Here is an 18,787-nt window from a genome sequence, read left to right on the forward strand (position 1 = left end):
AACTACGATATGCATTATATAAGAATAGTGAAGAAGTTGAAAATAATACATACTTCATTGACCTATTGAAACATAATTATTTGATGGTCTATTTAATAATTTTGACAGGAGAATGTCCTTTGTTTATCGTTGTTTCCTCTTGTGGAACATCTCCTTTTTTGTTCTTTCCACCGAAATTATAAGTTATTCCTAGTTTGAATACTCTCATATCATTCTTTACAGTGAAGTTGGTCAGTTGATCAGGATGTTCTAAAATTGTTGTTCTAATACCTCCTGTTTTGAACAGATCACTTACTGCAAGTGTAGTTGTAAATTTCTCATTTAAGAATTTCTTACTGACTCCCAAGTTTACTTCTCCTAATGAACGATATCTAAAGTTAGACTCTATTCCTCCGTTTTGGTACCAAGCAGTAAGCTCGATATTCATATTATAAGGCAACTTAAAGTTGTTATAGGTAAATACCCCAACACTATTTTTATTCTCATTGATTAAGTTATTGTCAAATCGAGTATTAAAAAAGTAAACCCCATGGTAGTTTTCCCACCAGTTGATACCTGGTATAGGAGCAGATAACGAAGCATACCATTCACTTCTACTTTTGCCATTAATACTTGTGAAATATGACTTGTTTATTCCTTCGTTGAAATAGCTGTATAGCATAGGGTCTGTAATGCGACTATATCCGATAGATAAATCTATGAAACCTAAGAACTGCTGATCTAATTCTATATTATTAGAATATTCAGGCTGTAGATTAGGATTACCCATTGATGTTGTTGTACTATTTAGATAACGAATAGCAGGGTTTAATTTATCGAACTCAGGTCTTTCTATTCTTCTAGAGTAAGAAGCCATTACAGAATAGTAATCACTAGCTGTATACGTTAGTTGTACAGTAGGGAATAGCGAGAAGTAATCTTGTTTTATTAACTTTTTATGAGCTAAGGTATCTCCATTGATATGTGTGTATTCTCCTCTTAAACCTGCTGTTATAGCCCATTTATCGAATGTCATATCTACTGATCCATAGAAAGCATGTACACCTGTTTTATATTCAAATTGACTTTTGTGCAAAGCATTAATGTCGTTTCCATTGGAGATGAATGTATATAAACGTTCATCTGTTTTCAGAATAGAATAATTACTCTTTACGCCAAACTCTACTTTTGCAGTTGTATTTTCTTCATCCCACAGTTGTTTCTGATAATCAGATTTAAAATTGAACTCTTTTCTATCTGTAGGATATTTATTCTGCTGTTTGGTCAGTAAGGCGTGTGGTAGTAATAGTTGTCCATTATTACCATAGATTACATCATTGATATCTGATTTGACATACATGGTACCAATGGAAGTAGTCCAACTTTCCTTTTCTGCTATTTTCATTTTATAGATTACATCAGCTTTAAAACTAGTCAATTTACTCTTGCTTTCATTCTTCTGTACACTGTGATAGAGATCGTTATTGTTTCCTAACGCTGTGTTGGTATGTACTGTACTAGGAGTATCGTTATAATCCATAGACGTTTTTAAGCTTAGTACATGACCATTCTGGAATGTTCTATCTATATCTAGTTTGACTAAGTGAGATTTACTATTAAGAACCGAGAACTGATACTGATTTGACCATGTATGATCTAATGAAGCCAGATCTTTTTTATCATATCTCTCTCTTAATCTATCAGGAGAATAGCTAAATGAATACAAGAAGTTATAGTTCCAGTTGTCATTGCCATACCCTAAGTTTAAGGAGTGATCTGTGCTTACTTTATTACTAATACCGACTGTTGAATTAACTGTTCCATAAAAGCCCTGAACTAGCTTTTTCTTAGAGATAATATTAATTACTCCACCTGTACCAGAAGCATCTATATTAGCAGGTGGTATATTCATAATTTCTATAGACTCTAAAGTAGAGCCAGGAGTCCCTTTAAGTATGGTCTTTAATTGTTCTGCAGATAGCTGAGTAGGCTGCCCGTCCATTAATACCGTGACACCTGATTTGCCTTTTATTTTTAACTCTCCATTTTGACTAATAGTAACCCCAGGGAGTGTTTTTAGTACATCATAGGCAGACTGTGTTTGTGCTAAGTTACTCTGCTCTATATTTAATGTAGCTTTGCCAGGAGTTACTTTAAGAGCCTTTCTATGGCTGGTGATCATTACCTCATCTAAGATGTTTTCGTCACTTTGTATGATTAGATTGATCGGTGTTGTATGATCATTTATAGTGATAGTAGAGACTGTATCTTTATACCCTATAAAGCTAGCAGTTAGTTTAAAACTTCCTTTTGATTTTATATCTGTGAAAACAAAAGTTCCATCTTCCTCACTTGTGATAAAGTATTCCTCTTTAGGATTGTCCGTTGCTTGCAAGATTACAGTTGCCCATCCGATAGGATTGGCTTGTGTGTCTTTTATCACCCCTTGTAATTGAGATTGAGCCCAAGAAGGTAAAGTCATTACCCCTAATAGAATTAATAATAGTTGCTTCATAATTAAAATAGCATTAGCATTTATTTCTGAGGCAAATGTATTAGGATGTTTTATGGATTATTGGAACTTTTACATTAACTAACTCATTTCTATACTAAAGCCACCGAAACGATGATTATAGTGCAATTAAGCTTAAACCCACATTACGCATTAGCCAAATACTACAAAGCAATTCTACTTCATAGTTCTTTCATTAGCTCTAAAACCATACTATAGTATGCTTTAATCACTAATTCAGACCTATTTTGTATAATTACTTTTCGTTTATATGTCTATTGCATAATCTGGGTTAAATAGAAGTGAATAGGTTATTCAAGAGCAAAAAATGTCAATTGATGTATCTATACCCTATAAGAGCTGAATACTCCTGTATTTTTGTGTAAGAATAATAAGAGAAGATGAGAATAAATAGATATTTGGGCAGGGGATATCGCAGTACTGCGGCTCATGTTTTGCAACAGGCTTTTAATGAAAAACTAAAAGGAATACTAGGGACAGAGGAAGAAATACATCAAGTTATTTTAGCATCTCTAGATGCTAAGCATATTATCGTGGCACGTTCTAGTGAAGGAGAATTAATAGGTGTAGCAGCTTATCAACACAATGGTCAATGTACTTTGAATATTTCTCTGAGTATTATGATTAAGGTATATGGGCTGATAAGAGGACTTTATAAGATGATGCAGCTCATTATGTACTTTCCTTCTAAGAGAGATAAGGATGTGGTCTATGTAGATGCTATTGCGGTAGATGAGAATTTTAGAGGATTAGGAGTCGGAAAAATGCTATTAGAAGAAGTAGAAAAGTTAGCTTTAGAACATCATGCAAGATATGTAAGTTTAGATGTAATTAAAGAGAACCCTCGTGCAAAAAAACTATATGAGCAAATAGGTTTTGTAGAAGTGAAATACAACGAATTAGACGAACGAACAAGTGATAAACTTGGCTTTTCAGGGTATTATTATATGATGAAAGTAATAGGTTAAATGCTATTCTGGTATTGTAATTGAGAGCTATTTCTTAACTTAAGACTAAGGAAGACAAGTTCAGTTATAAAAAATGTAAAACGAGCTTTGTTTTTTGTTACTTTAGGTATATAATCGAAAAAATCAGGAAAGAATAGCATAATTTTAATCTGTAATGAAAACACAAAAGCAAAAGAGGAGTAAGAAAGAATGGAGGTATAGAGTAGCTTTAACGCTCTTAGTAGCGTTGTTTTTTATTTTTTCGTTGTACATTATTAGTACTGCAGATCAGTATCAGATAGTTTCTTTTGAGAGTGGATATACCTTTACGGCAGATGTGATTTGGTTTATAGCTATCAGTTGGATTGTGACTACCCTAGGTATTTATCTGTCAGACCGATTGCCGATAAAGACGTATTCTATAAAAGAAGTAATTCGGTTTGGAGTATTGCATGTGATTATTTGTGTTGTAGTCTTCTTATTTTTAGTTATTGTGACAGATTACTATTTAATAGATCAAGATCATACAGCACGAGAAGACTGGTTAGGCGCTAGACAGATGTTTTTTATAGGCTTATGCCTTACTGTCTTTGTTATTGTTGTACACAATGGAAGAAAGCTAGTAAAGATGTGGAAAGAGTCTGTTTATGAAAATGCACAGATGAAAGAAATAGTATTACAGAGCCAACTAGCATCTTTAAAAGCTCAATTAGACCCACACTTTATGTTTAATAATTACAGTGTACTAAGAAGCCTAATCCAAGAAGATAAAGAGAAAGCAAGTGAATTCTTAGAGCGATTGTCTGATGTGCAACGCTATCTATTGGTAAACCTAGAGCATGACTTAGTCAGTCTAGCCAAGGAGATACAGTTCTTGATTGATTATTTATACTTGATTAAGATTCGCTTTGGCGAAAGTATACAAGTAGAGATCAATGTCAGACCAGAGCTGTTAGGAATGAAGATTCCACCCATGACTTTACAATTGTTATTAGAAAACGCAATAAAACACAATAAAGCAACCAAAAAAAGTCCCCTCTTTGTGAATATTTATGGGGAAGAAGAATATTTAATTATTGAGAATAACCTCCAATTATTGAACACTCTTCCTCATTCTTCTAAGTTAGGACTGACGAATATAAAGAAGAGATACTTACTGATCGAAGACAGAGAGGTCGTGATAGAACAGACCGTATCCGTTTTTAGAGTTAAAATCCCATTGTTATAAGCTATGATAAAAGTATTGATAGTAGAAGACGAACAGTATAATGCACAGCATCTGACTACCTTACTTCAGGATATAAAAGAAGATATTCAGGTCGTACAGGTTATAGAAGGTGTAGAGGACTGTATAGAATGGCTAGAACAGCATGATGATATTGACCTAATCTTTATGGATATAAGATTAGGAGATGGAGTATGCTTCGAAATATTTGATGCTATAGAAGTAAATGTACCGATTGTTTTTACGACAGCTTATGATCAGTATGCCTTACAAGTATTTCAGGTTAACAGTATAGATTATTTATTAAAACCAATCAAAAAATCTGCCTTAGAACAAAGCATAGCGAAGTATAAAAAACTGCATCAATTACAGGTCTTAGATAAAGAAATCTTAAGTAATCTAACCGAAGTTATACACGGAAAGAAACAGAGTTATAGAACACGTTTTTTACTGAGTAATAACGATAGGTATAAAGTTGTACAGACAAGTGATATTGCCTATATCTATACGGAATTTCGTTTGTCTAAAGCAGTTATGTTTGATAAATCTGTTCACGTATTACCATTCACTATGGAAGAACTAGAATCAGAATTAGATCCTAATCGATTCTTTAGAATATCTAGACAATATCTAATAAGCTACGAGAGCATCACTGCTATTCAGAATAATCTAAACAGTAAGGTAAGTGTAGTATTACAGGGTGATGTAGAGGTAGATCTAAGTAGAGAAAGAACACGAGCGATAAAGCAATGGCTTGACACATAGTCCTTAGGAGGTTAACGGTTCACAGTAATTAGTTTACAGTCTTGCCCTACGGGCTTAATACAGTTTACTCTAATATTATAGACTAAATGATTTTACTAGTTGTTGATATAGTGTAAGTTAAAAAAAGGGAACCTTATATTGAGGTTCCCTTTTTTAACATATATGATTACTCTTTTAGCTGTATTGCTAATAAGGCTTTACTACTTGTGCTGTCGCAGATATTTAATTCGTGGTGTGTATGCACCTCTATAATGTACTTAGAGGGTGTGATATACTATACATGGACAGCATAGACCAATCGATTTCACACCATCGCGATTTTATAAAAAAACGACATCACAAAAATACAAACCCTTACTCTTTTAATTGGATAGCTAAGATTTCACCCGTAGCACAGATTATTCCATTAGCCTCTAGGGTTAGATCTACCCATACCTTTCTGCCCTCTATGCTTCTTAGTTTACCCTTTAGCACTAGTTCTTCTCCCATAGGAGTAGAGGCTTTAAAATCAACTTTAAGAGAAGCTGTTACACATCTCACAGGTATAGTGTCTTCTAGTGGGATATTATTGTGCTTACACAAAAATGCCGCTGCTGATCCTGTACCATGACAGTCTAGTAGAGAAGCGATTAAACCACCATATACGCTTCCTGGTATAGCAGTGTATTTAGTATCTGGAGTAAAACGAGCGATTGTTTCTTCTCCGTCAAGATATGTTTTTAGTTGATGTCCATTAGGATTGTTTTTTCCACAGCCATAGCAGTGCGCTAAGCTCTCAGGATATAGATCTTGGATTGCTTGTGTCATAATATTTGTTTTGGTTGTTATTCGATAGAGGAATCCCTCTATTACAAATAAAGTTATTTTTATTGAAGTACAAAAATTTAACCTGATTAGAGTATGGATTATAACTGCTAAAAATGTAAAAAATTTTTTATCATTTGATAAAAAAAACCTTTTTCTATATCCTAATCTTTGTATCCCAAAAATAGCGTGATAAGGCTATATCATTATTAAATAATAATTTAATCAATACAAGTAAAATGGAAAATAGAGGACCTATTTCTCAATTTATGGCGCATAATTATCGCCACTTTAACTCAGCAACTGTAGTAGATGCTGCTCAAGGGTATGAAAAGTTTTTAGATGAAGGAGGGAAGATGCTTATTTCTCTTGCAGGTGCGATGAGTACTGCTGAGCTAGGAATCTCATTAGCAGAGATGATTAGACAGGACAAAGTAGCTATTATTTCATGTACAGGGGCTAACTTAGAGGAGGATATTATGAACTTAGTAGCGCATTCTCATTATAAAAGAATTCCTAACTATAGAGACTTAACTCCTGAGGATGAGTTAGCGCTGTTAGAGAATAAATATAACCGTGTTACGGATACGTGTATCCCTGAAGAAGAAGCATTTAGAAGAATACAAGGGCATATCGAGAAAATATGGAAAGATAGCGAAGCAGCAGGTGAGAGTTATTTTCCACATGAGTATATGTATAAGTTACTATTAAGCGGTGTGTTAGAAGAGCATTATGAGATAGATCCTAAAAACTCATGGATGCTAGCTGCTGCAGAAAAAAACTTACCAATCGTAGTACCAGGATGGGAAGACTCTACGATGGGGAATATCTTCGCTTCTTATGTAATCAAGGGGGAATTGAAGTCTAGAACAGTGAACAGTGGAATAGACTATATGGTGTGGTTAGCAGATTGGTATAAAAAGAATGCTGTAGATCAGGGAGTTGGTTTCTTCCAGATAGGAGGAGGTATTGCTGGAGATTTCGCTATGTGTGTAGCTCCTATGTGGGCACAGGATTTAGAGGATGATTCAGTATTGAGATGGAGATACTACTGTCAGATTACAGATTCTACCACTTCTTTTGGATCTTACTCAGGATGTATTCCAAACGAGAAGATTACTTGGGGTAAACTAGACGTAGATACACCAAGTTATGTAATCGAATCAGATGCTACTATTGTAGCCCCATTGATTTTCTCATGGGTATTGAAACAATAAATTAGAAAGAGCCTTCGGGTAGTCATGGTCGGAAGATTAATCTTCCGACCATGACTAGTTTTAGAACCTCTTTTTTTATGTTTACAAATGTAGATATTTAAATTATTACATTAATTTAGATCTAAATAAAGTTTAGATTTAAGTGATGAAAAGATTAATACTATTGTTTGTTCTGCTTGTTTTGTATGGATGTACAGATAAAAGCGGTATTAATTTAGACAAGCATTTTTTGGAAAAATTAGCATTTGATTATCCGCTACAAGTAACTGATGATAGAGATACTCTACCATCAAATTATAATTTTATAAATCTATACGCTAGATGCTCTGAAAAACAAGTTACTGTAATTCGTTTGACTAGTTTAATGAGGCTTTATGATCAGTCTAGTAAATCGGTTACATTCTATGAGTTTATTGAAAAAACACTAAATCAACAGAGAGTATTGGATAATTCAAAAGAAACTTCTTGTTTTGATTTAGTAGATAGTGTAACAGGAGAATATGAGAGATTGAGTTTTGATGAATTTATTGATTTGTATTTTTCAAAATCTTTATCTGATCAATATATTTTAAAGCAGGATGTAGATCCTAAAACAATAGATACTATTGCTTACTATTGTTTTATAAATAATTACTTAGTAGAATTTGATTGTTATATTGGTTTATACCATTTATATAAGATTAGTGATATAATTGAGTAAACGATGAGTATATGTGGGTGGTGGATTATGTTTATCTTTTTTTAGCTCCTATTTTAAGAATCTATTTTTTAATATTTAGAGAATTATAATTTAACCTAGACACAGGAAAAATAATAGAGTGAAGAAGAATATTATAGTTAAAATAATCGTGGTAATTAGTGAAAAAAGAGCCTTCGGGCTCTTTTTTTTGTCTTAGAATAAAGGACTAAAAGCAACGTTCCTTTTCTTAGGAATGAAATGAAAGAATGGTGTAATCAAAGTTTTTCTATGGTATTATTAATTGATTATTAGACTGTTCAATAGATACTAAAGCCTATTAAAATTCTAAATATGAGAATATTTTAACCAATCTAAAATCTAAAAACAGGACAAATCACAGCTGTTAAAAAAATTAACATATAGGCGTTTTTCAGGAATTTACAGCACGCGACAAAGTCAGTGATATCAAGGCTTTCGGGAAGATTGTTTGAGCGTTGTTCGGAAGTTCTTTGCAAAGTGTTCGGAAAAAGGGGGTGTTTTCCGAACACTTTCCGAACAAACCACAACGGAGACCGCATGAATACTCGGTTCGCAGTGAATTTACGATGTTAAAAAACTTGTTAAAATTTTGAAATTGAGATTTTGAAAGCTGTGGTTTGTGCTTTCTTTTTGGTAAGATGTACCAGACTTTGAATAGAAGAATATTCTCAATAATAACCATTGAGTCAAAGCCTTTACTGCAGGCAAAGGTAGTAAAAAAATAGATAGGAGAAAAGAGGGTGTAGGAGGTAAGGGGAGAAATAGGTGGTGTGTCTAAGAGAATTAAGCAATGGGAATTGTTTTATATAGCTATTTGAATTGTTGTATTTTGGTTTTGTTATTTTGATTAATTTTATTCAAAGTGTGAGGAAATGCTATTCATGTATTAATACTCTAATAATAGCAAATGATTTACCTTAAATTAAAAAACACTGCTTTATCTAGAATGATACTGTAGTTGTATAGCAGTAATGTAGATGTTATAATTAGATGATACAATGAAGTTAGTGGACTTAGTGAAATATTTCAGAAAAGGAGGGACTTATCAGGACTTTTGTAAGTTGTACTTCCTAAATGTTGATTCAGAGGTTATCGAAATATATATGGAAAAACCTTTTCAAATAGATAACGAGCTCTCTTTTTTTGAAATAGAACAGACAGAAGGAGTGTTAGAGTTTGAAGCTAATAATATAGTGTTGTCAAGTTTATTTGATTTCTATGTGTTTCTTGACATGATCGAAGAATCAAATCAAGAGACCTATAAGAATGTAAGCGATCTAGATATTGCTAAAAGGCTTATTAGTTATGGTTTAAATAATGCTTGAGGAAAGCAATACTTAATAGATGTTATTTTTATGAGACAAGATGTATGGGGAATAACGGAGAATATTTGTGATAAAAGGAAGATTAATAGTGAGAAATAAGATGAAAGAGATTAGTGAAGAGCAATCGTATAGCTATTTTTTAGAAACCCTTAATTGTTGTGGTACTTTTCTTCTAAATCGTAATGATGATGAAATAGAGTATTTGATTTTTGAAGTATTCGATATTAATGTTCGTACATTTTTTTATTGTGATACGCTTATAAAGTTACTTACTAATAAAAGAATATCAATAGAAATGTATGAAAAAGCAGAGAGAGTTAGAAATCTATATTTGAGTATCGAGGGGACGGACTTATGGAGTATTAAAGGTATAAGAGAAAGTGATATATGGAAAGAGATTTTTAATCTATGTGATGATATAAGAAGAAATGAAATTATAAAAGAATGAATAAGATACAGTTGTTTGGTAATCCCAGTAAGGATATATTGTCAAGAGATGTGTTATCTGTATAGTATTAAAACATTTTTTCTAACATATAGGTAACTATAATTTAACTTGGGCTTATAGACTAAATATTTCAATACCTTTATTTTTACGCATTTTATAAGCTATAATAGTGCCGATGCGTTGGTTTTTTATATTTTTTCTGTTTTCTTGCCTTTCTTGGGGGCAAAGTGTCCACTTTAAAACAATCACTACAAAAGAAGGACTTTCTAATAATTCTATTAATTGTATAGCAAATCACCCTGATGGGGCAGTCTGGATAGGAACATGGGATGGGCTAAACCTATTCGATGGCAAACAAGTAAAGGTCTATAAACACGACCCTAAGAATCCTAATTCTATTGGAGGTAATGATATTTATGCATTACTAAGGGATAGAGAAGATCGCTTGTGGATCTTATCTGATGGGAAACAGATAAGTTTATGGATAAAGGATGATGTTTTTCAGAATTATAGTTTTTCTAGTGAACCTCGTGTACTGAGTTTAGATGAACAAGGCAATATTCTCGTACAGCTAGAATCAAAAAAGTGGTTCACTTTTAGAGGAGGTCAGTTTGTATCTGTAGATGCTCGTTATATTGGTGATATGGCAGACCACTTAGTAGAGGATGCTAGAAAGAAGTCTCCTCAGTATTATGTGCAAGCTAGTTTACTAGAGAATATACGAGAGCAATTTCCGGAGTTCATTATCAATGCTATTGCAACAGAGACTAATGGGAATACATGGATCGGTACTAAAAGCCAAGGTGTTTTTCTATTAAGAGCAATAGAGGGGGAATATAAGATTATCGAAAACCATAAAGTAGATCCACAGCATCCTTATAGCTTACTCAGTAATGAGGTGATGGTACTGCATATAGATAAGTTTGACAATATATGGGTAGGGACTAAAGATGGTGGAGTCTCTATTCTACCGACGAATAAGGCAAGTCTTGATTATGTGTTTTCTCATTCAGAGAGACAACCTCATCTACCACATGAGACCATTCGCGCTATTGCGGTAGATAAGCTAGGAGGTAGATGGATAGGATATTATACACAAGGGGTTTTTTATCAAAAGAAGCGTAATGAACCTTTTGTACCAGTTGTTATAGAAAAATACAAAGAGAATAAGGATTGGAACAGAATACGCAGTTTATACTCGGACTCTCATGGTAATATCTGGATAGGAACCTATGCAGGAGTAGTAAAGATAGAAGAGGGTAAACAAGAGTTTTTTCAAGAGGGAATTACCAAGCATTTTATCAGTAATAGAACGTATGCCTTTGCAGAAGATATCAATCATTATCTATGGATGGGTAGCTGGGGAGGTGTGAGCAAGTATAATGCACTGACTAAAAAGTTTGAACCTTTTATCAATCAAGATAAATTAAAGCAATACCATATTCGTCATATTTCTATTCAAGATAATTTATTGATTTTAGCTACTGAAGAACATGGGGTGGTATTCTACGATTGTCGATCTGGGGAGATTAATATCATTAATCAAGAAAAAGGATTGCTAGGCAATAGTGTATTCTCTACTTATGCAGATGCTTTTACAGGTGATCTATGGGTGGCTACTTTAGGAGGGATATCAGTATTTGATACTGACTATGAACTTAAGAAGCAAATTAGAGAAGAAGATGGTCTTCCTAGTCATTTGGTGTATAGTCTTACTCCTTCTCAGGATGATGTTTGGATTAGTACTACTAAAGGAATAGCTTCAATAGATAAACATACTTATAACGTCTTAAACTTTAGTAATTATATTGGTTGGCAAGGACTAGAATTTTCTGAAGGAGCATATAGTCAGAGTAAAAAAGGCTTTTTGCTTTATGGAGGAAATAAAGGCTTAAATATCATAGATCCAGGACATCTCAGAAATGATCAAAAAGCCCCAGAATTTAGAGTCTTACTCAATGAACGTATAGCAGAAGAGGGAAAGGTTAGTTTTTTTGAACCAGATGAGAATAAATTGCGTCTTACTTTATATCCTATAGGTTTTAATCAATATCCGATTAATCAATTTGAATATAGAATAGTAGGTCTTTTTGATGACTGGAGGGTTCTTCCTCAAAAAGAAGTTAATTTAGATGATTTAGACCATAAACGCTATCAGATAGAGATACGTGATACAGTACAAAAAGACAAGCGTATAGTATATATGATTGCTTTTGAAATCGAAAAGCCTTTTTTCTTACAGCCTTACTTTGTTATTTTATTTGTCATCGCTGGAGGGGTAATTGTTTTATGGCGTGTACGTATCAAGCAAAGAAAGATGAGAAAGAGAGAGATCGAGCTTAAAAAACAGGTAAGAGATCGAACAAAGGAAGTGGAAGCACAAAAGAGACATCTCGCTAATAAAAATGAACAACTTAGTATTTTAAATCAAGAAATAGAACAACAGAAAGGAGAATTACTGAATCTACATAGCAAATTAAAGAATGACGATATAGAGATGGAGAATTTCAGAATCTTCTTGTTATCTCGAATTAAGAAACCTATTGTTAATACATTGGGAATACTAGAAGAATTAAATGTTGAAGCAGCACAAAAAGAGGAACTAATTAAAGTTTATGATATGGTTCGGGAGTGGAACTATATAGAGCAAGTTAAGGATTTTGACACTATAGAATTAGTAAGTGTAGAGATGACTTCTTTTATAGAGCACCTAAAAGAGGAGTGGGGAGCGATAAAAGAGAAGTATGGCGTAGAGATAGTAGTGTGTAATGAAGTAGATGCTCAGTGGGTAGAAGTAGATTTATTGCGTTTTAAACTGTGTTTGCGTTATCTGCTATACGAATGTTATAAATACTTAGAAGATAATCAGCAGATAACGGTTCGCTTCTATATGAAGAACAATGTTTTACATATTGATTTAGACTCAGAGAGTCATACTTTATTTGCGTTTTGGAATGACAACAGAAATTTTAGTCCTTACTACAGAGCTTTTGAGACTTTATTACAGAATCTAAATGGTATACTGATCATTAATAGTGAGTCAGTGTTCTCTCTTGGCATATCTATTCCTCTAGTCCCATTAGAAGAAAATAGGAGAGTAGAGAAGGGGAATTGGGATGAATTCTTAGAAGAGCTACAAGTGCTCCCAAAGGATAAAACCAATATTCTAGTGTATGCTAAAGAAGAGGATAAAGCAATTGTCAAACAGTTATTAGCAGGACAAGAAGATACTAATTTGGTCTATAATCACAGTGTGAGTAGAGTGGTAGGGAATATAGAGCATTATAAGTATGATGCTTTAGTACTTTATAATATTGAGATGTCTGATCGCACCTTATCTCTATTTGCACAGATTAAAAAACTGGCTCAGAAACAAAGGTTACTTATCTTTTATATCGCAGAGACAGTAGATTATTTTGTACAAGAGCAATTGAGTCAATTGGGGGTTAGTGATTTTATTCACTTACCAGTTGGTAAAACTACATTAGATAATATGGTTTTTAAGCGTATTCGCTATGATAAAGAAAACAAGGAAAGCAATACACTCCTTTGGAAGACGAATCTAACAGAGGATGTTATAGTGAATCTCTCACCTAATGAGCGCTTGTTTAGAAAGGGGATGGAAATGATGAATGCAAGATTTAGTGATGCCTCATTCAGTGTAGATCAATTGACAGTAGAATTAGGTATTTCTAAGATGAAGTGCTATCGTTTATTTAAAGAGTTTGTAGAGCAATCTCCTTTAGAAATATTAATTGAAATGCGCTTACAAAAAGCAAAAGTATTGATCGAGAAAGGTGACCTAACGATTTCAGAAGTCTGTTTTGAATGTGGTTTTAACGATCCAAAGTACTTCAGTAAATCTTTTAAAAAACGCTTTGAACACAGTCCTTCACACTTTAAAAATGACTAGAAGAACGTGTAGAATAGATTATCCTAGTGTTAACTAAAGGTTATTGTCCAAATAGTACACTACTCTGATATAGAATTAGCCTTTTACTGAAAGATTATTACACTTGACTGAAAGAAAATTACCCCTGTATTATACAAAGCAGAAGTACTTTCGAAAGTGAAATATCAATGTAATCAATCTTATGAAAAGACATTTCTTAGTATGGCTGTTATGTATAGGAGGTAGTACTTTCTTACATGCACAAGTGATAGTAAAAGGAAAGGTAGCAGGCAAAAGTGATGGCCTACCTGTTTCTTTTGCTACAGTAATCGCTAATAAGGATAATTCTACTTGGGTAACTACGGATGCCGATGGGAATTTTACGCTAGAATTAGCCAAAGAAGCGGGTACTCTTTCTGTGGAGTATTTAGGATACAAAACGAAAACGATCAACTATCAAGGCGCTCAATTAGTAAGTATCCTTTTAGAACAAGACAGCAATATCTTAGATGAGGTTGTTCTAATTGGATATGGAGCTTCAAAGAAAAAAGATATTACCACTTCGATTGCAACAGTGGACAATATTAAACAAGTTGCTTCTAGACCAGTGTCTAATTTAAGTGATTTCTTACAAGGACAAGTTGCTGGGGTAACTGTAACGCAGCAAGGAGGAGATCCTTCTGAGAGCAGTAAGATGGTTATTCGTGGTTCAGGTTCATTAGCTAATGAGGCTCCACTTACTGTAGTAGACGGTGTGCCTTATTACGGACCAGCAATTAGCCCAAATGATATTGAATCTGTATCTATCTTAAAAGATGCGGCTGCAGCTGCAATCTACGGAGCTCAAGCTGCTTCAGGAGTAATTGTAATTACAACTAAAAAAGGAGTAAAGGGAGATCCTAGTGTTTCTTTAAATGTGTATACAGGTTTTTCAAAAGCAACAAACTTACCAACACCATTAGATGCACAAGGGCAAGCTTCTGTATATAATATGGCAGCAGATAATGCAGGAGTTCCTAGACAGTCTGCGCATGATGCTCTACTTAATCCGTGGGGACAAGTGAATAGAACAAATTGGATGGATGAAATCTTTAGAACAGCAGCTATGCACAATGTAGATGCTAGTATCTCTGGAGCTTCTGACCATACGAATTATTTTGCTTCTCTTGGGTATAATAAAAAAGAAGGAACTTTAATAGGAACATTTTCTGAACGTTATAACTTTAGATTAAAGGCAGATACTAAGCTGACTGATAAAGTAACTATTGGAGAGAATGTATACTACTCAAATACAAATGCTATTGGTACTAATACTACAAGTTCTTATTCAGGAAGTGTTATCAGTGCTTTATATATGCCTTCTGCAGCGCCTGTATACGATGCTGATGGTAAATTTGGAGGAGTAGTCCCTCATGATTTAGCACAGTTTGCTGGAGCGTATGGAGATGTGTATAATCCAGTAGCACTATTGCTAAGACCTACAACATCTAATCCAACGAATTTCTTGAATGCCAATGTGTATTTAAACTATGATATCGTTGATGGACTATCCTTCAAGACTTCTTATAGTTATGATTACACAAGTAATAAATATAAGAAATTTACGCCTAAGGCACCAGAGTTAGGAAGAACAAACTTAAATAACTACTTATTAGAAAATAACTACGAAAAAACCCATTGGATATGGGATAACCAGTTGACTTATCACAAGACATTTGGTAAGCATGATGTTAATCTAACGGCTATTCATTCAGCACAAAAAACAAATTACGACTATATTTCTGTACAAGGAGAAGGCTTTGGAAGTGAAGAATCATTTAACCAGTATATGGGTAATGCTTCTATCATCAGAAAGCCAGTTACAGAGGTGTATGAAGATGCCTTAACTTCTTTGATAGGACGTGTGATGTATAACTTCGATGATCGATATTTCGTATCGGGAAGTTTGCGTAAGGACACTACTTCACGTCTAGCTAAGAATAACCAATCAGAAGTATTCCCTTCTGCGTCTGTGGGATGGAGAATATCACAAGAGAACTTCTTTAATGTAAATGCAATAAGTGAATTAAAATTAAGAGCTTCTTGGGGACAAATCGGAAATATTAATTCTGTAGGCTATTATTCTTTTGATGTACCACTTAGCAATAGTGATATTATTATGGGAGAAGATGGTATGCTTACAGGTAAAGGAACTTATGTAAACCGTCAGTCTAACCCTAATTTAAAATGGGAAACATCAGAATCTTTTGATATTGGATTAGATGCTGCTTTCTTTAATGGACGTTTAAACGTAGTGGCTGATTACTTTAGTAAGCGTACTAAAGGGATGATCATTCCAGGATTAGAAGATGCTCATCATGGTACAGCGGCAGCAGATGTAAATGGTGGTGAAGTACTGAATAAAGGTATCGAATTGTCATTGAGTTATAATGATCATATAGGAGACTTAAACTATAAGATCTTTGGGAATGCAAGTTTCTTAGAAAATGAATTAGTAAACTTAAATGGATATAACCAAAGCGGAATAGATTATATCGCTCATGGAGATAATGTTCGTGGGGTACTTTCTCCATATAGATCTGTAGTAGGTAGACCGCTTTACTCTACTTATTTAGTTCCTTATTTAGGAATCTTCCAGTCGCAATCAGAGATTGATGCGCACCGTTCTAATGAGGGTAAATTAATACAACCTAATGCTAAACCTGGTGACTTTAAGTTTGAAGATAGCAATGGAGATGGTAAGATAGATAATAATGATAAGCAGTTTATGAACGCTTACTTACCTAAGATTACTTATAGTTTTGGTTTAAACTTAGAATATAAAAACTTTGATCTAAGTATGTTCTTCCAAGGAGTAGGTGATGTGAAAGTATTCAACGGATATAAGTTCACAGCTTACAATGCTTCTTTACAAGGATATAATTTAGATAGTCGTGTGATGGGAGCATGGACTCCTGATAATCCGAATGCTAGTCTTCCTAGATTATCTACTAAAGATGATAATCAGAACTATGGAACGACTTCTAGTTGGTACTTAGAAGATGCTTCTTATTTACGATTAAAGAACTTAACAATCGGATACACTATGCCTAAGAGTGTAATGAATAGTCTATCTCCTAAATCTAGTTTAAGAATATTCATGTCTGGAGATAATTTATTTACGATTACTGGATATGATGGTATAGATCCAGAAGTAGGAGGTGTAGGAATGGACGTAGCAAGATATCCTGTGTCAAGAACAATATCAGGAGGTTTCTTATTTACTTTTTAATCACTTATAATTATGAAAAAATATAGTTTATCTAAATATAGCTTAGTATTAGGTTTATCAGCAATCTTATCACTAGGAGCTTGTAGTTCTGATTTTACAGAGTTAGATCCAAAAGGGAATACATCTTATGAAAACTTCTGGAAAACAGAACAGGATGCTACAGAGGCGGCTAATAGCTTGTATCAGATGATGATGGAAGATGAAATGTTCGGGAGAGGGTTCTTTTGGTATATTAATGCTTCTGACGATATGGTAACAGGACGTCTTAATGCAACAGCAGATAACATTAAAAACTTTAACCTAAACGGGGATGAGGGCTATATCAATGGTATTTATCAAAATGCTTATAAAGTAATCCGAAGAGCTAATGATATCATTGTTAATGTTCCTGGAATGAAAATTAGCGAATCATTAAAGAAGAGAGTACTAGGTGAGGCTTATTTTATGCGTGGTTTCTTTTATTTCTGGCTAGCGCATACGTATGGAGATAATGGAAATAACGGTGGTGTGCCTATTATTACAGAGGCTAATATGTCTCAGCCAGCAGGAAGCTATACAAGGCCAAAAAGCGTGATTGAGAACTATGACCATATCGTTCAGGATTTGACAAAAGCATCAGAGTTATTACCTCTTTTTACTTCTTATTCAGCTGATAATTATGGTAGAGCACATAAAGATGCTGCTTTAGCCTATATCGCAAAGACTTATTTATATTGGGCACAATATGACTCTTCTAAGTTTAATGAAGTAATTAAGTATGCAGACGCAGTTACAAATTCTGGATCAGGAAGAGCACTTGTCAATACAGGTAATCCTTCTAAAGATTACAGAGAATTACACAGTGCTTTAAACAACTGGAAGAGTGAGTATATCTGGTCTGTAAACTCTGGAATAGAAGGAGGAAGTATTCTTCCGGGCTGTATGTTAGAGAACAAAGGATGGGGAGCTTATAACGGATGGGGGTATTTTACACCTACTGAGGGGTTATACCAAGAGTTCGAAAAAGGGGATGCACGTAGAGCAGTAACGCTATTAGTCTTTGGAGATGATTTCAGCTACTTTGGACAGACCAAAAGATACTCTTCAGAGAACTCGATGTCTGGACTTCAGTTTAACAAGTATATGTATGAGTATAGTACAGAAGATGCTTTAGGGAAGTTTATCAATATGAATGGAGATAAACCTACAACGAATTACAATGTTCCTCTAATGCGCTATGCTGAGATTTTACTAATGAAGGCAGAAGCTCAAATTATGTTAGGGCAGAATGGTGATCAGGCATTAAATCAGGTACGTAAGCGCGCTGGATTAGCACCTAAGAATGGGGCGACAATGACTGACTTAAAACATGAGAGAAGAGTAGAGTTAGCTGGAGAATTTGCAAATAGACATTTTGACTTAGTAAGATGGGGAGATGCAAAAGAGGCTTATGGAAAACCTCTTTATGGAAGAATTCACGAAGATCGTTCTAACCCTGATTCTCCTTATAAGGTATCAGAGGTATGGAAAGCTAGAAACTTTGATTCAAGTTATATGCACGTATGGCCAATACCAAATAGGGCTGTACAATCATCAGGAATACAACAAAACGTAGGATGGTAATTTAATTTCAAAACCAATTGAGGGCTACCTTTTTGGGGCTAGCCCTCTTTTTTATGCAACA

The 18,787-nt window shown here is 34.0% G+C and carries 12 protein-coding genes; 10 read left to right on the forward strand and 2 right to left on the reverse strand.

Annotated elements, in window-relative coordinates; genetic code table 11:
• Positions 1-88 precede the first annotated feature (88 nt).
• The gene (locus RT228_RS06550) at positions 89-2,494 is read right to left on the reverse strand and encodes a TonB-dependent receptor domain-containing protein (RefSeq protein ID WP_006265204.1); all 2,406 of its coding nucleotides are present in this window, start codon (positions 2,492-2,494) and stop codon (positions 89-91) included.
• Between the two features lie 398 nt (positions 2,495-2,892).
• Here RT228_RS06550 and RT228_RS06555 point away from each other — a divergent pair, with 398 nt between their 5' ends.
• From RT228_RS06555 to RT228_RS06565, 3 genes are all read left to right on the forward strand, one after another.
• Complete coding sequence (locus RT228_RS06555; protein WP_225581542.1) at positions 2,893-3,480, forward strand: GNAT family N-acetyltransferase; 588 nt, start codon at positions 2,893-2,895, stop codon at positions 3,478-3,480.
• Positions 3,481-3,634: 154 nt separating this feature from the next.
• Positions 3,635-4,687, forward strand: a complete 1,053-nt coding sequence (locus tag RT228_RS06560) for a sensor histidine kinase (RefSeq protein WP_006258989.1) — start codon at positions 3,635-3,637, stop codon at positions 4,685-4,687.
• 3 nt (positions 4,688-4,690) lie between these two features.
• The gene (locus tag RT228_RS06565; protein ID WP_006258988.1) at positions 4,691-5,449 is read left to right on the forward strand and encodes a LytR/AlgR family response regulator transcription factor; all 759 of its coding nucleotides are present in this window, start codon (positions 4,691-4,693) and stop codon (positions 5,447-5,449) included.
• 354 nt (positions 5,450-5,803) lie between these two features.
• Here the strand turns inward: RT228_RS06565 and RT228_RS06570 are convergent, their stop codons facing one another.
• The gene (locus RT228_RS06570; protein ID WP_006258987.1) at positions 5,804-6,256 is read right to left on the reverse strand and encodes a PaaI family thioesterase; all 453 of its coding nucleotides are present in this window, start codon (positions 6,254-6,256) and stop codon (positions 5,804-5,806) included.
• Between the two features lie 236 nt (positions 6,257-6,492).
• On the opposite strand from RT228_RS06570, the gene RT228_RS06575 reads away from it, so the two are divergent.
• The 7 genes from RT228_RS06575 (at position 6,493) to RT228_RS06605 (ending at position 18,726) form a co-directional block, all read left to right on the forward strand.
• Positions 6,493-7,470 carry a deoxyhypusine synthase family protein gene (locus RT228_RS06575; protein ID WP_006258986.1) on the forward strand — a complete coding sequence of 326 codons (978 nt, stop codon included), beginning with the start codon at positions 6,493-6,495 and terminating at the stop codon, positions 7,468-7,470.
• A 145-nt stretch (positions 7,471-7,615) separates the two neighbouring features.
• Positions 7,616-8,170 carry a hypothetical protein gene (locus tag RT228_RS06580; protein WP_006258985.1) on the forward strand — a complete coding sequence of 185 codons (555 nt, stop codon included), beginning with the start codon at positions 7,616-7,618 and terminating at the stop codon, positions 8,168-8,170.
• 1,016 nt (positions 8,171-9,186) lie between these two features.
• Positions 9,187-9,513 (forward strand): hypothetical protein, encoded by a 327-nt coding sequence (locus RT228_RS06585; RefSeq protein ID WP_006265206.1) that lies wholly within the window; start codon positions 9,187-9,189, stop codon positions 9,511-9,513.
• 100 nt (positions 9,514-9,613) lie between these two features.
• Positions 9,614-9,961, forward strand: a complete 348-nt coding sequence (locus RT228_RS06590; protein WP_006265207.1) for a hypothetical protein — start codon at positions 9,614-9,616, stop codon at positions 9,959-9,961.
• 175 nt (positions 9,962-10,136) lie between these two features.
• Positions 10,137-13,874 carry a two-component regulator propeller domain-containing protein gene (locus tag RT228_RS06595; RefSeq protein WP_313138519.1) on the forward strand — a complete coding sequence of 1,246 codons (3,738 nt, stop codon included), beginning with the start codon at positions 10,137-10,139 and terminating at the stop codon, positions 13,872-13,874.
• 181 nt (positions 13,875-14,055) lie between these two features.
• Positions 14,056-17,124 (forward strand): SusC/RagA family TonB-linked outer membrane protein, encoded by a 3,069-nt coding sequence (locus tag RT228_RS06600; protein WP_006258981.1) that lies wholly within the window; start codon positions 14,056-14,058, stop codon positions 17,122-17,124.
• A 12-nt stretch (positions 17,125-17,136) separates the two neighbouring features.
• Positions 17,137-18,726, forward strand: a complete 1,590-nt coding sequence (locus RT228_RS06605; protein WP_006265209.1) for a RagB/SusD family nutrient uptake outer membrane protein — start codon at positions 17,137-17,139, stop codon at positions 18,724-18,726.
• Positions 18,727-18,787: the final 61 nt, after the last annotated feature.

Origin of the sequence: Myroides sp. (genome assembly GCF_032073645.1) — a bacterium.
Classification (GTDB): Bacteria; Bacteroidota; Bacteroidia; order Flavobacteriales; family Flavobacteriaceae; genus Flavobacterium; species Flavobacterium odoratimimum.

What these genes read in the sequence shown, in the direction of transcription:
- RT228_RS06605 (WP_006265209.1), top strand. Translation starts at nt 17,137, where the DNA reads ATGAAAAAATATAGTTTATCTAAATATAGCTTAGTATTAGGTTTATCA.
- RT228_RS06585 (WP_006265206.1), top strand. Translation starts at nt 9,187, where the DNA reads ATGAAGTTAGTGGACTTAGTGAAATATTTCAGAAAAGGAGGGACTTAT.
- RT228_RS06595 (WP_313138519.1), top strand. Translation starts at nt 10,137, where the DNA reads ATGCGTTGGTTTTTTATATTTTTTCTGTTTTCTTGCCTTTCTTGGGGG.
- RT228_RS06555 (WP_225581542.1), top strand. Translation starts at nt 2,893, where the DNA reads ATGAGAATAAATAGATATTTGGGCAGGGGATATCGCAGTACTGCGGCT.
- RT228_RS06550 (WP_006265204.1), bottom strand. Translation starts at nt 2,494, where the DNA reads ATGAAGCAACTATTATTAATTCTATTAGGGGTAATGACTTTACCTTCT.
- RT228_RS06565 (WP_006258988.1), top strand. Translation starts at nt 4,691, where the DNA reads ATGATAAAAGTATTGATAGTAGAAGACGAACAGTATAATGCACAGCAT.
- RT228_RS06575 (WP_006258986.1), top strand. Translation starts at nt 6,493, where the DNA reads ATGGAAAATAGAGGACCTATTTCTCAATTTATGGCGCATAATTATCGC.
- RT228_RS06590 (WP_006265207.1), top strand. Translation starts at nt 9,614, where the DNA reads ATGAAAGAGATTAGTGAAGAGCAATCGTATAGCTATTTTTTAGAAACC.
- RT228_RS06580 (WP_006258985.1), top strand. Translation starts at nt 7,616, where the DNA reads ATGAAAAGATTAATACTATTGTTTGTTCTGCTTGTTTTGTATGGATGT.
- RT228_RS06570 (WP_006258987.1), bottom strand. Translation starts at nt 6,256, where the DNA reads ATGACACAAGCAATCCAAGATCTATATCCTGAGAGCTTAGCGCACTGC.
- RT228_RS06600 (WP_006258981.1), top strand. Translation starts at nt 14,056, where the DNA reads ATGAAAAGACATTTCTTAGTATGGCTGTTATGTATAGGAGGTAGTACT.
- RT228_RS06560 (WP_006258989.1), top strand. Translation starts at nt 3,635, where the DNA reads ATGAAAACACAAAAGCAAAAGAGGAGTAAGAAAGAATGGAGGTATAGA.